Origin of the sequence: Methylobacterium sp. 77 (assembly GCF_000372825.1) — a bacterium.
Taxonomy (GTDB): Bacteria; Pseudomonadota; Alphaproteobacteria; order Rhizobiales; family Beijerinckiaceae; genus Methylobacterium.
Genome location: NZ_KB910516.1, coordinates 3,314,683 through 3,329,086 on the forward strand (window position 1 = coordinate 3,314,683; position 14,404 = coordinate 3,329,086).

16 protein-coding genes are annotated in these 14,404 nt (G+C 66.0%); 9 read left to right on the top strand and 7 right to left on the bottom strand.

What is annotated here, in order from left to right:
* Nucleotides 1–2,328, bottom strand: coding sequence for a PAS domain-containing protein (locus A3OK_RS0115720; protein WP_019905851.1), 2,328 nt, complete (start codon nt 2,326–2,328; stop codon nt 1–3).
* Nucleotides 2,329–2,602: 274 nt separating this feature from the next.
* Between A3OK_RS0115720 and A3OK_RS0115725 the strand changes: the two genes are divergently transcribed.
* On the top strand, nt 2,603–2,800 hold the full coding sequence (locus tag A3OK_RS0115725; RefSeq protein WP_019905852.1) for a hypothetical protein: 198 nt from the start codon (nt 2,603–2,605) through the stop codon (nt 2,798–2,800).
* Nucleotides 2,801–2,886: 86 nt separating this feature from the next.
* On the opposite strand, the gene A3OK_RS0115730 is transcribed toward A3OK_RS0115725, so the two are convergent.
* Nucleotides 2,887–3,354, bottom strand: a complete 468-nt coding sequence (locus A3OK_RS0115730) for a hypothetical protein (RefSeq protein ID WP_245259368.1) — start codon at nt 3,352–3,354, stop codon at nt 2,887–2,889.
* A gap of 62 nt (nt 3,355–3,416) precedes the next feature.
* Nucleotides 3,417–4,430 (bottom strand): DUF2778 domain-containing protein, encoded by a 1,014-nt coding sequence (locus A3OK_RS0115735; RefSeq protein ID WP_036302988.1) that lies wholly within the window; start codon nt 4,428–4,430, stop codon nt 3,417–3,419.
* A gap of 457 nt (nt 4,431–4,887) precedes the next feature.
* Here A3OK_RS0115735 and A3OK_RS0115740 point away from each other — a divergent pair, with 457 nt between their 5' ends.
* The gene (locus tag A3OK_RS0115740) at nt 4,888–5,187 is read left to right on the top strand and encodes a hypothetical protein (protein ID WP_019905855.1); all 300 of its coding nucleotides are present in this window, start codon (nt 4,888–4,890) and stop codon (nt 5,185–5,187) included.
* On the opposite strand, the gene A3OK_RS24075 is transcribed toward A3OK_RS0115740, so the two are convergent.
* From A3OK_RS24075 to A3OK_RS0115755, 4 genes are all read right to left on the bottom strand, one after another.
* Nucleotides 5,156–5,398, bottom strand: a complete 243-nt coding sequence (locus A3OK_RS24075) for a hypothetical protein (protein ID WP_155912039.1) — start codon at nt 5,396–5,398, stop codon at nt 5,156–5,158. The two genes, A3OK_RS0115740 and A3OK_RS24075, sit on opposite strands and share 32 nt — an antisense overlap.
* A gap of 259 nt (nt 5,399–5,657) precedes the next feature.
* Nucleotides 5,658–6,749: a DNA polymerase IV gene (gene dinB, locus A3OK_RS0115745; RefSeq protein WP_019905856.1), complete on the bottom strand. Its 1,092-nt coding sequence runs from the start codon at nt 6,747–6,749 to the stop codon at nt 5,658–5,660.
* Between the two features lie 270 nt (nt 6,750–7,019).
* Nucleotides 7,020–8,279, bottom strand: a complete 1,260-nt coding sequence (locus tag A3OK_RS0115750; protein WP_019905857.1) for a PHB depolymerase family esterase — start codon at nt 8,277–8,279, stop codon at nt 7,020–7,022.
* Nucleotides 8,280–8,339: 60 nt separating this feature from the next.
* Nucleotides 8,340–8,759: a CopG family transcriptional regulator gene (locus A3OK_RS0115755; RefSeq protein ID WP_019905858.1), complete on the bottom strand. Its 420-nt coding sequence runs from the start codon at nt 8,757–8,759 to the stop codon at nt 8,340–8,342.
* Nucleotides 8,760–9,111: 352 nt separating this feature from the next.
* On the opposite strand from A3OK_RS0115755, the gene A3OK_RS24635 reads away from it, so the two are divergent.
* From A3OK_RS24635 to A3OK_RS0115780, 7 genes are all read left to right on the top strand, one after another.
* Nucleotides 9,112–9,561 (top strand): hypothetical protein, encoded by a 450-nt coding sequence (locus A3OK_RS24635; RefSeq protein ID WP_245259369.1) that lies wholly within the window; start codon nt 9,112–9,114, stop codon nt 9,559–9,561.
* A 15-nt stretch (nt 9,562–9,576) separates the two neighbouring features.
* Nucleotides 9,577–10,365, top strand: a complete 789-nt coding sequence (locus A3OK_RS0115765) for a DUF4239 domain-containing protein (protein WP_019905860.1) — start codon at nt 9,577–9,579, stop codon at nt 10,363–10,365.
* Nucleotides 10,366–10,560: 195 nt separating this feature from the next.
* Nucleotides 10,561–11,613 (top strand): zinc ribbon domain-containing protein, encoded by a 1,053-nt coding sequence (locus A3OK_RS0115770; RefSeq protein WP_019905861.1) that lies wholly within the window; start codon nt 10,561–10,563, stop codon nt 11,611–11,613.
* A gap of 308 nt (nt 11,614–11,921) precedes the next feature.
* On the top strand, nt 11,922–13,151 hold the full coding sequence (locus A3OK_RS0115775) for a site-specific integrase (RefSeq protein WP_026597315.1): 1,230 nt from the start codon (nt 11,922–11,924) through the stop codon (nt 13,149–13,151).
* Nucleotides 13,129–13,353, top strand: a complete 225-nt coding sequence (locus A3OK_RS24080) for a hypothetical protein (RefSeq protein WP_155912040.1) — start codon at nt 13,129–13,131, stop codon at nt 13,351–13,353. The genes A3OK_RS0115775 and A3OK_RS24080 overlap by 23 nt, the downstream gene beginning before the upstream one ends.
* Before the next feature lie 93 nt (nt 13,354–13,446).
* Nucleotides 13,447–13,899, top strand: a complete 453-nt coding sequence (locus tag A3OK_RS24085) for a hypothetical protein (RefSeq protein WP_155912041.1) — start codon at nt 13,447–13,449, stop codon at nt 13,897–13,899.
* A gap of 119 nt (nt 13,900–14,018) precedes the next feature.
* Nucleotides 14,019–14,387: a helix-turn-helix domain-containing protein gene (locus A3OK_RS0115780; RefSeq protein ID WP_019905863.1), complete on the top strand. Its 369-nt coding sequence runs from the start codon at nt 14,019–14,021 to the stop codon at nt 14,385–14,387.
* The last annotated feature ends 17 nt before the right edge of the window (nt 14,388–14,404 follow it).

Below are 14,404 nucleotides of genomic sequence, written 5' to 3' on the forward strand. Positions count from 1 at the left end.
TCAACCCTCCTTCTGGAAGGCACCGAGGGGCGCGCGGACATGGCAGGTCACGCCGCCGGCGGCGTAGTCGACCGCTATCTCGGCTCCGACCTGGCCGGACAGGCCCCGCTCGATCAGCCGTGAGCCGAAGCCTTTTCGGGTCGGCGCCACCACCACGGGACCGCCGCTTTCCCGCCAGGCGATGCAGAGGTCCGCCTCCTCGGCTCCGGGAGCGAGGGACCACGTCACCTCGACCCGGCCGTCCTCGACCGAGAGCGCACCGTATTTCGCCGCGTTGGTGGTGAGCTCGTGAATCATCAGCGACAGCGATAGGGCCGCGCCGCGCGAGATCTCGACATCCGGCCCCTCGTAGCGGAAGCGCCCGAACTCGTCGTGGGCGCCGACGCCCCCGCGGATGACGGCGCCGATGGCGGCACGATCGAGATCGCTCCCGAGCAGGATATCCTGCGCCTTGCCGAGGGCGACGAGGCGTTCGCCGAGAATCTCCTTGACCGCGCCGAGATCCGTGGCCCCGCGCAGGGTCTGCACCGCGATGGACTGGACCATCGTCAGCAGGTTCTTCATGCGGTGGCCGAGTTCGTGATTCATCAGGGTCTGCATCGCCTCGGCCCGCCGCCGGTCCTCGACGTCGACCAGCACGGTGACCGCCGCCTGGATGCCGCCCGCCTCGTCACGGACAGGCGCGCTCGACACCTCGAACCGGCGCACCTCGCCGGTGATGCCGTTGCGGTAGCGCATCTCCTCGGCGCGGACCGCCTCGCCGTCGCGCAGCGCGCGCAGGGTGGGATAATCGGTGAGCGCATAGGGCGTATCGTCCGCATGGAGCGCGCCGTATCCCGCTTGCCTCTCCTCGCCGGGCGCGCCGAGGCCATGCCCGAGCATCTCCTCCGCCTGGGTGTTGATCATCGTAGTCCAGGCCGATGCGGCGTCGGCCACGGCAATGCCGACCGGCGCCTGCCGGAAGATCGCCTGGAGCAGGCTTCTTTCCATGTCGAGCTTGCGCCGGGCATCGCGCAGGGCGGCCTCGGCCGCACGGATACTGGTCAGGTCCAGCATCGCACCGATCATGCGGATCGCGCGCCCGTTCGCATCGCGGATGACGTAGCCGCGATCGAGCACCGGCGCGTAGCTCCCGTCGGCCCGCAGGAAGCGATACTCGTCCGTCCAGGCCGTGCCCGTCCCGTCGATCACCGCATGGATCGAGGCATCGACCTTGGCCCGGTCATGCGGGTGGATATGGTCGATCCACCAATCCCCGGTCGGCTCGACATCCTCGGGGGCGTGGCCGTAGGCCTCCGTCAACGCCTCGTTCCACAGCACGTGGTTGCTGGCGAACTCCCAGTCCCAGATCGCATCGGTCGTGGCCCGAGCCGCCAGACGGTAGCGCTCCTCGGTCGCGCGCAGGGCGAATTCGGCGCCCTTCTGCGCCGAGATGTCCCGAACGGTGCCGACGAAACGGACCGTCTCGCCCCCCTCCACGATGGCCTGGCCGCGGGCGGCGAGCCAGCGCTCGGTGCCCGTATCGGCGGCGATCACGCGGTATTCCGTATCGAACCGGCAGGCCCCCGAGGGATCGAGCGCCGATTGCACGGCGGCATCGGCATGGGCGCGGTCATCCGCGTGGATATTGGCGAGGAACGACCCCTCGTAGCTGACCGGGCTCCGCTCGGGCACGCCGAACAGCGCCCGGACGCGATGGTCCCAATGCAGGGCGCCGCTTCGCGGCTCGAAATCGAACACCCCGATGCCGGTCGCCTCGGCGGCGAGGCGCATCTGTTCCTCGGCCTTCGCCCGCGCCGCCAGGGCCTGCCCCCGGTTCTCGACGGCGCGGTGGAGTTCGAGCTGCACCATGACTTGGCGTGCGAGCGCCCTCAATCCGCTCCGCTGCCCGTCGTCGAGCCCGTGCGGCCTCGGCGCCGTGTCGATCACGCAGAGTGTCCCGAGGGTGGCTCCCTCCGGGGTGTGGAGGGGTGCCCCGGCATAGAACCGCAGATGCGGCTCGCCGGTGACGAGGGCGTTCCCCCAAGTGCGCGGGTCCTGCGTCAGGTCCGTGATGACGAGCAGGTCGTCGGCGCCGAGGGCATGGGCGCAGACCGATTGATCGAGCGGCGTCTCGCAGGGGTTGAAGCCGATGCGCGCCTTGAACCATTGCCGGTCCTTCGCGACGAGGCTGACGAGGGCGGTCGGCGCCTCGCAGATCTGGGAGGCCAGCAGCACGATGTCGTCGAAACCCTGCTCGGGCTCGGTATCGAGGATGTCATACCCGTCGAGCGCCGCCAGGCGTTCGGCATCCGCCGCGAGTTCGAGACCGGTCGGTGAGGATGTCACAAGCTGGGATCGGCTTTCGGCTGACTCGCGCGGATCTGAGGTTGCCCGGGCGTCGCATCGACATTGTCTAACACATCCGGCTCGAACAAGTGCGGCCGGCCTTCATTCAGTGGAACGAAGCATTCATCCCGTCACGGCGACCATGAGGTGACGGTGACAACACGGTCGGAACCGCGGAGCCGGAGAATACCGATCGCGGCCCTTCGGAACCCGCTCGTGGCGCCGAGGCTTGCCAACCTGCGCCGGCACGCCGTCCGGCTGGGAGATTGCCATCATGGCGAGCGATACCGAGAGACATCAGGCCCTGCTCACCGCGCTCAAGGCGGCCCAGGGCAAGGGTGACGGTTCCTTCGAACAGGCCGTCACGAGCGCCTTCGAACACGTCTTCGAGCATCTGGAGCGGCTGAACGCGGTCAGCGGACCCGACGAGGAGCGGCCCCTGCATCCCGGTGAATCCTCGACCCTGCGATAGGCCTTGCCGGGGCCGGTCGCCCCATCCGTCTCGGGATTTGGGCGGCCGTCCATCGGACGGCGCGTCACCATGCGGAGGGATGCCGCCTATCGCGGCAATCGCAGGATCCGGGGTCGCCAGATGCCGAGCACGACGTTCGCCGTCGCGATCGCCAGCAGCAGCCAGAGCGTGTTGCGCTCCGGCCCGAGCGAGGCGGCGAGCGTGGCGGGATCGACCCGACCGGCGAGCGCCCCGGCGCTCTGCTCGGCCTCCTGCCGCATCGGCCCCTCCACGTAGACGAGCACGCCTTCGAACATCAGGACCCCGGTGGCGAGCTTCAGCCAGGCCCAGCCCGCGTTGAGGAAGGCGCGATTGAGCGTCATCGCTAGCAGCCCGGAGACCAGCATGAGCGCGAGGCTCGGCAGGACGATCCAGGTGGCGACGGCGCCCATGGCCCCGCGCGAGGCCGTGTAGCCGACCAGTTTGCTCGGCGGGGGCGCGACGCTCAGCATGACGATCAAAGCCGCCATCGCCCCCATCAATCCGGTCGCCCCCATCGTGTGGAGGAATTTCATCGGGCGCCGCCACATCAACACGCCCTCCGCTGCCGTCGGTGCCCTCGGGAGAGTGGGCGGTCTCAGCCTCCGGCGACCACCACGAGGCGCTGGACGTCGCCGCGCAGATACGCCTGCAGGAACTTCTCGTAATCCCTGAACGAGACGCAGCCATTCGAGGCCCCGTTCGCCCCCAGCATGTAGGTATGGGCGAGTAGACCGACGCGACCATGCACGGCCTCGGGACCTCCCACGGGATTGAGGCGCAAGGCGCGAACTCCATGGAAGGGCTGCTCGCGCTCGGTGATATCGTAGGTCCCCACCGGCGTCGGTCCCTTCATGCGGACATGGACGTGGTTCGGATCGTCGATACTGTCGCCGAGTCCCGAATGCGCCTCGAGCTTCTCTCCGTTCGGGAGCGTCACCACCTTGGCGCGGATGTCGTAGATCGCGACGCCGCCGGTGCCGGCATTCGGCACGACGCTCAAGGCCCTGCGAAATACGGTGTCGACGGGCTTCGTCTCCAGGGCCGCGTAGGCGAGGCGCGGCGGATCCGAGCGTTCGAGACCGAGCAGCTTCTCGAAGAACGAGCGCGTGTCCTCGGGCGGTGCCGCCGCCACTTGCGGAGCCCGGCGCGCGGCGAGGCGCGGGGCCGGCGAGGCGGCTCTGCCGGTGCGGAACTCGGGCGGACGCGGCACCGGAAGGGGGACCAGCCGCGAGGCCAGCGCTGCCGGGGCCGGCATGGCAGCGTCCGGGATCGACGGCGCGGATTGGTTGTCCGGCGGCGAAGGCTCAGGGGCGGCCGCGTAGGTTGCGACATCCTGCGAAGGAGCGGACGCCTCGCCCTGGTCCGCGATGAGCAGGTCATCGTGGGCCTTCGTCGCGATATCGGCTGCGGTGGCGATGTCGGAGGCAGCGGAACCGTCCGACGTCGCCATCGTCGGCGAAGCGGCCGGGTCGAGACGGGCGAAGGACGGAAGCTGGGACCGATAGGAAAGGCCGGCCATGCCGCCGCCGAGGACGACCACCATCGCCAGGACGCCTCCGATGGGACGACCCGACCGCGCAATCATGGAAGTCCGGGGAGCTTCAGCCATGGTCAGGGCCATCCGCCATTCTGGGTTGGCGTGGTTGCCACCCCTTCCTTCCGCGCTGTCAGCTGCGCAGGTGACGGAAAGACAAGTAATGATCCGCCACGAATTCTGTCTAATCCGAGGGGGTCGGCATTTCTGTGGCTGGATTGCGCCAACTTTGAGGACCAAGGAGAATCGCTCTATTGCCCCGGCCAGGGCGAAATCGGACTGCCAATTCCCCGTCGACTTTCGGATGCCCGCCGCCAAGCCGCTATGCGGCCGGACCGATCGCGCCGGCATCCCGGCCCGATGCGCTCTGCGGCAAAATTGTATCCTTTCGTTCACTTTCCTTCAGGTGACACCATAAGGAGTTGCGGGCATTCCAGAAGTCGGGTTGATATCGAACACTGCTGGCAGGCAGTCCTCGAGCGCCAGCGGCAGGAACTCTGAAGTCTCGCTCGCTCGCAGCCGAAAAGCGCCCATGGCCAGATATTTTATCCATCTGCAACTTCGCGGCGATCAGATCCTGGATACCGAGGGCAGAGAGTTCGCCACGCTCGACGCGGTTCACAAGGAGGCGGTTGCCAGCGCGAGGCAGATGATCGCCTTCGACCTGATGCAGGGGCTTCCGCTCAGCGAAGCCTTGGACGGCGTCATCGACATCTGCGATGGAGGCGGGGCAACGGTCGCGTTCGTGCCCTTTCCTCAGGCCGCAGAACTGCGCGTGATCCAAGGTTCGAGCATTCTGTCTACTGACTCAATGGCGACTTGGACCAACTGAAATTTGTCGGACCATCGGCGCGAGCAGCAAATTTGTCGGCGAGTTCCATGATGCGCCGATTGGCTTCCTCGACGGTCGCATAAGCTTCGGCTCCGAGAACGACGTTGGCCGGCCCTATGCAGACCGCCAGCCAGGGGAGGCTTTCGGCCGGTGGCTCGTAGACGATGAATGCGTAACCGCCTGCGGAGTGCTTGTGGTATTCGACCAACATGCGTTTCCTCCGCGCAGAGACGTCGGAAGAACGCTATCGGCTACAGCGTAGGCGTACAAGGCCGATTGATACCGTACACATGATGCTTACGCATGACTCGCATTCGACTGTCGGCTCTTGGCGCTCGTCTCACGATCTGCCGTAGGTTTACGTCGGCATCCTTTTTCTCTGCGCTGCATCCTGCTCCGTGCGCCGCGTCCTCGAACCGGCAGCGGCACCGCTCCGGCGCGAGCGTTCCGGCGCCTGCCTTCCGCTGGCGTCAGATCGCCAATCCGAGCTGGCACGGTCCCTCGGGCTGACCATGATGCAGGCCCGACAGGGACACGCCGAGAAGGCGGACGCTGCGTCGGAGCGGGAACACGGTGCGGAGCAGGCCGAGGACCGAGTGCAGCATCGCTTCGCGCTCATTGATCGGAACCTCGAAAGACTGCGCCCGGGTGATCTGGACGAAATCCGAGAACTTCACCTTGAGCGTCACGGTGCGCCCTGAAACGTTCTTGGCGGTGCAGGACGTCCAGACCTTGTCGATCAGCGGCTCCAATCGCCCGGCCATGGCGTCGAACCCGTTCAGATCCTCGGAGAAGGTGCTCTCGGCCCCCACCGACTTGCGGATGCGATGCGCGCGCACCTGTCGCTCGTCGATGCCGCGCGCGACCGAGTGGTAATAGGGCGCCGAACTGCCGAAGGCCGCCTGCAATTCCGCCAGCGAGCGGGCCCTGAGGTCGCGACCGGTGAGGATGCCGAGGCGCTTCATCTTCGCTTCGGTGACGGGGCCGACGCCGTGGAACCGTCCGATGGGCAGATCCTCGACGAAGCCCGGCCCCATCGCGGGCGTGATCACGAACAGCGCGTCGGGCTTGCGGAAGTCCGAGGCGACCTTGGCGAGGAACTTGTTGTAGGACACGCCCGCCGAGGCGACGAGGCCGGTCCGCGCGAGGATGTCGGCCCGGATGACCCGCGCGACTTCCGTGGCGGTGGCAAGACCCTGCAGGTTCTCGGTGACATCGAGATAGGCTTCGTCGAGCGCCACCGGCTCGATGATCGCGGTATGCTCGGCGAACACCGCACGGATCTCCTCCGAGATCCCCCGGTAGACCTCGAAACGCGGTTTGACGAAGACCAGGTCGGGACATAGGCGCCGGGCCGTGACCGAGGCCATGGCCGAGCGCACGCCGAAGACCCGCGCCTCGTAGCTGGCGGCGGCCACGACGCCACGCTCGCGCGAGCCGCCGACCGCCAGGGGCCGACCGCGCAGGGCCGGATCGTCGCGCTGCTCCACGGACGCATAGAAGGCATCCATGTCGATATGGATGATCTTGCGGACGGGGACGTCGTCATCGGGGCTCGACATCGCATCGGGCTGTCGGTTGGATGGTCGGAGACGGGACGTGCTTCTCGTTCGGTGTTTGTTCTTCCTGCATCCGGGGCTCCCGGTCAACCGGCGGGCAGCGGCGCATGCCAGGCTCTCAATAGGTAATCCGCGCCAGGGCATCGCGCGGCCCCGCCCCCATCGATGCCGGGGCGGCCCACGCATCGGCCATCGGCCCGAACAGCTTTCATGCCTTCAACGAGACCGCCCGCCGGACTTTGCCGACGGGCGGTCGCGGCGGTTCAGACCGGTTCAGTGCCGTGGTTGGGCGGGCGAGGTCGAGTGGGCCATGAAGAAGCGCATCATCTCACGGCTGGCATCGGGACCGCGCGGGTCGGTGTAGCTGCCGTCCGTGCTCCCGCCGGACCAGGCATGCCCCGCCCCATGCAGGGCCCAATGCTCGACCATGGCGCGTCCCGAGGCGCTCGATTGGACCGTGCGGGTGAAGCTCATCCCCTGCCCGGATTCTCCCTGGGTCACGACGCGGGTCAGCGTCTCGCCGGACAGCGCCTGCGCGATGACCTGCTCGCCGTTGACGGGGCACACCGTCCTGTCGGCATCGCCGTGGAAGACGATGGTCGGCACGCCGGTCCCGTCCTTCCGCGCCGCAGGGGTGCCGCCGCCATTCATCGCCGCGAAGGCGGAGGGCATGTCGCGAGCGGCACCGCAGGCGAGCCCCGAATGGACGCCGATTGCCGCGAACACGTCGGGATAGGTGGACGCCATGATCGCGGCCGCAGCCCCGCCTGCCGACAGGCCCGCCGCGTAGACCCGGCTCGGATCGGCCAAGAATTCCTTCACCACCTCCAGGGCGATTCCGGCGATCAGCGAGGGTTCGCCGCGGTCCCGCTGCTGGTCGCTCGCGTTGAACCAGTTCCAGCATTTCTGCATGTTGGCCGATTGCGGCTGGCCGGGATACGCCACCAGGAAGGTCTGCTCCTCGGCCAATTCGTTCATGCGGGTGCCGGCGGCAAAATCGTCCGGGTTCTGGGTGCATCCGTGCAGCATGATCACCACGGGAAGTGCCTGGCCGGTATAACTGCTCGGGACGTAGACCTTGTACGAGCGACTGCCCGCCGCGTTGGCGAAGCTTCGCTCCTCGAACCGCGCCCCCGCCGGCACCGCGACGGTGACGCCACGCGACGATCCAAGTCCGCCGCCGAGCCCCGCGCCCAATCCCCCGCCGAATTCCGGCATGGCGCCCATCTTGGGGAAACGCTCGCGCAGGCTCCGTATCGTCTCCGCGAGACTCGGCCGCGCGAAGGCTTTCGCATGCGCGGGTGCCTCTTCGGTGTCCGGTCCGATGCCCGGAGCGGTCCAGGCGCCCCCGGAGAGGGACGGCGCCACCATGTCGATGGTCGCGCCAACGTTCGATGCCTCGGGGACGCTGCCCGCCCGTGCGGGCGTCCCGGAGGCGGGCCTGCCCTGAAGCAGGGCCATCGCCTCGTTCAACTGGCCGGCGCGGGTGAGACGGGTCACCTCGCTCATGTCGATCTTGGAGAAAACGGTCATGGTCACGATCCTGGATTGAGAGAGGGGGGGACGGCGTCCCGCACGTGTCGTCGCGAAAGGTCAGGCGATGCGGTCGGCCAGGGCTGCCTTGACCGCAGGACTGGCCTGGAATGCGCCGAGCACCTGCACCGAGGCGATGGCTTCGCGGGCCAGTTCCGGCGTCACGTCGACGGCGATGCTGGCGAGGCCGAGCACCTGGATATGGAGAGGCATCCCGGCATCCCTGGCGGCCTCGAGGTCGCGGATCGTGTAGTGGGACAGGCCGATGCTGAGCTGCTTGCGGGCGACCGATTGCTTCACCGCGTCACCCTGCCGGTCGAGCTGGTTGCGCACGGCCGTCCGGATGAAATCGGCGCGGTTGGCGTAGAAACCGTCCCGGACCAGGAGGTCGATCTGGCCGAGATCGACGAAGCCGAGATTGAGGGTCAGCTTCTCACTGTCGGGCGCCTTGGGACGAAGGTCCCGAACATTGTCCGCCATCTACCGCACTCCACAAACCATCCGGCTGGATGGTCTGGAGATGGTATCCAGATAGAAAAGCACAAGGGCATGTCGTCGCCGGGCCTCGTTCGGGTCGTTCGGAAGCGGCGTTCCGGCGGGCGATGGCCCTGGCTCGGCACAAGGCATTCCTCACCCTGTGCGAAAGCTGGAGCGGCAGCCGAGGCGCTGTCGAGGGGATGGCACCTAGACCAGCCGTGCGAGACTCACTGTGCGAGACTTGCTGTGCATGACGACGGATCGCGCCATGGCCATCGATCCGAAAACATCGGATAGCCGTTGCCGTCGGCCGATCGCCATGGCGCATCTCCGGCGATGAAGTGTGGAGACGCCGGTGTCGCGATCGATTGCCCTGTGCCTGATCACGCTCGCGCTGATCCCCGTGTTCGGCTCCGCCGGATCAGCTCAGGACGCGGATGCGGAGGACGACCGACGCTGCCTCGATTACGGGACCACGCGCGGCACTCAGGCCTATGTCGAATGCCGCGTGACCCTGGAGCGCCGCAGCGACGAGGCCCGGCCCGCGCCGTATGGGGGTCGCATCGCGCCCCCGGCCGGGGAGCAGACCATTTCCGACGGTCTCGCGCTTTCGGAATGCGAACGCCGCGCACGACAGGTCGCTCCCTACCCGATCAAGCGCCGTGCGACGAGCTTCGTGTTCCCGGGCCGGGAGAAGCGCGCGTCCCTGTCCTTCGAGATCAACAAGCCCGGATCGTCCTCCGCATTCTGGAACGTCGACTGCAAGTTCGCCGGCAATGCCATGACCGATTTCAGCGCGCGCTGAGCCGGGCCCTCGACGATGCTCACGTTCTGGCTCGATCAACCGGTCTGGCTCATCTTCGGGTTTCTCGCCCTCTTCATATCGGCCTGGTGCTTCGTCCTGGTGGCGCTGACGAACGCGAAGCGGACACGCCCGTTCATCCTGTTCGTCGGCACCGGCATCGCACCCGCCTTCGTCGGCGTCGTCTCGGTGCTGCTCTCGCTGCTGATCGGCTTCGTCGCCAACGATGCCTGGGAGCGCCAGCGCCAGGCATCCCGCATCGTGCAGACGGAGAGCGGCCATGCCCGCGCCGTGTTCAACCTCAGCCGATCGGTGTCCAAGGATCTGCCGGACATCCGCATCATGCTGGCCGAATACATCGAGGCGATCGTCGTCGAGGAATGGCCGGCGATGGCGAATGGCGGGAATGCCTCACCCAAGGCGGATCTCGCCTTCGGCCGCCTGCTGCAGGCTGTGGTCGCGCCGAATTTCGATATCGTGGTGGGCAGGGCGAACCACTCGGCGCTGCTCGGCGCCGTGCTCAGCCTGCAGACCGCCCGCAGCGAGCGGCTCGCCCTCAGCGAGGTGGAGGGCGACGACAGCAAATGGGCGACCCTCCTCGCGCTCTCCGCCCTCACACTCCTGATCATCGCCTCCATCCATACGGAGCGCCCGCTGTCGCAAGCCATCACCCTGGCGATGTTCGGCATGGCGATGGTGATCACGCTCGGCGTGGTCGCCATGCACGAACGTCCCTTCGACGGGCCGCTCGCGCTCAGTCCGAGGCTTCTGGAGAAAGTCTATACGGTGGTCGCGCCGGGCAACTGACGTTGGACGGCGTGGCGACGTCATCCTCCCCGATACCGTATCGGGGGCGATGCAGTCGGCTCTCGATGGTACATCATCGTGCGCGAAAACCGGCGTCCACCTGTCGGGATGATGCTCGATCGATCCCGTCGATGCTTGATCCGAAGCCGGTTGCGAGCGAAACCCCACCGCTCCTCATTCAACGAGGTCCATGACATGCGCTCCAGCCGAAGACTGTCCGAACGCTGGCTGACGCTCGGGCTCTGGCTCATCGCCATCCTTTTCGCGTGGTTCCTGATCGGCCTCGGCTCCCTCGTCGTCGGCGACCTGCCGCAGGTCGAGAACCGCTACACCCTCGAACAATTCCTCGACGGGGCCGAGGACGGACCGGCCGCCGAATCCCTGAAGCAGATCCGCCGAGAGCTGGACGACAATCGGCGCCGGACGGAGCAGGAGCAGCTCGCCCTCGATGCCGCGCGCTCGGCCTCGGAGGCGGCGCGGGAGACCTTCGCCAACTGGCTGAAGACCCGCGACGCGACGCAGCGCGTCGACCAGGATCCCGACCTCATCGCACGCACGCAGACGCTCGATGCGCTGAAGGCTGCCGAACGGACCGTCGAGGAACGGCTGGAAGGTCTGGCGAAGGCCCGGCTGGATCTCTCCGAGCGGGAGGAAACCCGGATGAGGGCGGAGAGCGACCTGCGCGCGGCGGCCCAGGTCAAGCTCGACGCCGTGGAGCGTGAGCAGGAGCTGCGCGTCTTCGGATACCGCCTCGCCTTGACGGTGCCGCTTCTGGCGCTGGCCGGCTGGTTGCTCCTGAAGCGACGCCGGACCCGCAACTGGCCCTTCGTCTGGGGCTTCGCCTTCGCGGCGGCCTTCGCCTTCTTCGTCGAACTCGTCCCCTACATGCCGAGCTACGGCGGATACGTGCAGTATGGCGTCGGCGTCCTCGCCACCCTCATCGCCGGCCGGGCCGCGATCGGCGCCCTGCAATCCTACAACGAGCGCCAGAAGCTCGCGGAAACCCGCTCGACGGAGGAGCGTCGCGGCGAGATCGCGACCGATCAGGCGCTCCAGCGCCTCGCCAAGAAGTCCTGCCCGGGCTGCGAGCGGCCGATCGCCCTCGACGATCCGAGCCTGAACTTCTGCCCCCATTGCGGCCTCGGCGTCTTCGAGCGCTGCCCGGCCTGCGATCAGCGCAAGAGCACCTTCGAGCGCTTCTGCCGCGCCTGCGGAACGCCTTCCGCGCAGGCGGTGGACGTGTACTAGCCACGCGACGACAGGATGAGGTCCGGCGCTGCGCCGGACCGACCGGCTGAAGTCGCTATGACCGGGTTTGGGAGTCGGGGACTGTCAAGGGATTTCCCGCCGGAACCGTAGCGAACGGTCTTCGCTGGATCCGGAGCTAAGCGAGGGCAAATGGCGGAGAGGGGGACTGCCCTACTCATATGCGACAACAACCATTGTTGTTCGACAAGCTGTTGTTCGTCAATGGCTTAGCTATCATACCTTGTGCGAGCTTGTCCGTTGCAATCCACCTACACCCCACATAAAGTGTGGTTGAAAATGTGGGTGCTATGAGTTCGACGGACGCTTCAGGAAAACGAAAAGGTCGCCATCCTGAAAAGGCACTCACCGCCGTGCAGGTTCGGGCGCTCAAGGCTCCGGGTCGACATGCAGATGGCCATGGCCTCTACCTTGTTGTCGAGCCATCCGGCTCAAAACGATGGCTTCTGCGGATCGTTATCCAGGGTACTCGGCGCGACATCGGATTAGGCGGTGCCAGCCTTGTCACGCTGGCCGAAGCCCGGGAAAAAGCGTTCGCCTACCGTAAGCTTGCCCGCGATGGTGGCGACCCGCTCGCCGAACGGCGCAAGCCTGTCGAGACGATCCCGACCTTCGCCGAAGCGGTCATTCGGGTCTTCAAGGACAACAAGCCCTCGTGGAATAACGCGAAGCACGCAGCGCAGTGGAATACCACCCTCGAAACCTACGCGAATCCGTTTTTCGGGAGCCGGCGAGTGGATCAGGTCGAAACACCCGATGTGCTTCGCGCCCTGTCACCGATCTGGCTAACAAAGCCGGAGACGGCGCGGCGGGTACGCCAGCGCATTGGCACTGTCCTCGACTGGGCCAAGGCTGCCGGCTATCGCAGCGGCGACAATCCGATTGACGGGGTTAGCCGGGGACTGCCGAAGCAAGGCGAGCGCGCGGAGCACCATGCGGCGCTGCCCTATGCTGAGGTTCCCGCTTTCGTTGCGCAACTGCGCGGGTCGAGCGAGCAGGGTGAAGTCGCCCGACTAGCCTTCGAGTTTTTAATTCTGACAGCTGCCCGTACCAGTGAGGTGCTCGGCGCTGCGTGGTCCGAGGTCAACGACGCTGAAGCGCTGTGGACGGTGCCGGCAACTCGCATGAAGGCGGGGCGCGAGCACCGGGTCCCCCTCAGCAGTCGCGCGGTTGCGGTGCTGGCACGGGCGAAAGCCCTGGGTAGCGGCAGTACCCTCATCTTCCCTGGGCGGTCGGGCGTGAAACCACTGTCGAACATGGTTTTCCTGATGGCCCTGCGCCGGATGGCAGTGCCGATCACCGCCCATGGGTTCCGGTCGTCATTTCGCGACTGGGCAGCTGAGGCAACCAACCTGCCGCGCGAGGTTGCTGAGATGGCACTGGCCCATGCCGTAGAGAACCGGGTCGAGGCGGCCTATCGGCGAGGCGATCTGCTGGCAAAACGACGCGAGATGATGGAAGCTTGGGCGTCATACATAGCTGGCGCTACGATCTCTCATGACCAACAAAAAACAGCCTAGCGATGCTTTCCCTGAGCTACAGCCGAATTTTGGCATCAAGCTCTTTCGCGACAAGGCTACAGAAAAGGCGAGCACGCGTCGGGCTTACTTCATTCTTCGAAGTTTTGTCAGCTATGGAAAATCTGCGGTCGCCAAGGACAAATGGCGAGACAATCGTCAGCTGATCCTACAAAGTTTATGTCAAGTATCGGCCCGCTATTAGTCTGATAAGGAGCATGATGACAGGGCAGCTGCTGGCACCATCAAAGCTGAGCTTAGCAAGCTCAAACCACATGCAGATGCCCTGGTCCAAGGAATGGAAAGCCTCTCCCCCGTTGCCCGAAGAGGTCTAAGTGGCAAAACACTCAGCGAAATACTGAAGCTGCCATTATCCACGCGATCATTCAATGATGCCCTACTTGCGGTTAAAGACGTTCAAGCGTGCATCGACCTACTCGTCAGTCGCAAAGCAACAAAACAAACGCAAGCTTCGATACGCAATGCATGCGGCGCCATCGTCAGCGTTCGCGAGCGGCTTTCTGGTCAACCATTCTTGCGTACTTATGAGGTGACGAAACGAGGCGCAAACAGCAGGTTTACGACCGGGGAAAACGAGTTTTCGTCGGTAGATGCTTTGTTTGTTCAGGCGGCAATACAAGCCATCGATCCCACATTGGACTTACCTCCAATCAAAACGGGTCTGAGGGCGTGGTTCGCGTGGCAAAAGCAGCAGGCAGAAGCGCGCGACGAGGGCAAAAAGCGGCCATAACGCTGAACGAAGACACGATGAGCCATCAAAATCACGGTCAATCGTGTCCTAGGATTCGCTCGCAAACCGTCATGTGCGGTGGTTGATGTCCGACCCTGTCCAATAAGCTGGAGGGTCCGATGGATCAGTACGCCAAGCCCGAAAAACCCAACCCCCAAGGCTTCTTGCCCGACGGCTACGTTGCCTACCTGCCTACGCCGGTTGCGACGGCGCCGTTGAAGGCCGTGAAGGAGGGCTTCGCCCCGCACAAGCCGGTCAAGCCGAAGTCCAAGCCCGCGCCCATTGCGTTCCCGGCCGAGGGCTACGCCACCTACGCCCAGGTGCAGGCCCGCCTGCAAATCAGCAACAGCACGATGCACCTTTGGATCCAGCAGGATCGACTGCCAGCTCCCGTGCGCATCGGCGCGCGAGCGATGCGGTTTAGCGTCCAGGACATCCTCGACTACGAGCGCGCGGCCCGCGAGGCCACCAGGGTGGCGGCGGAGTAATCCGCCCCACCACCGCG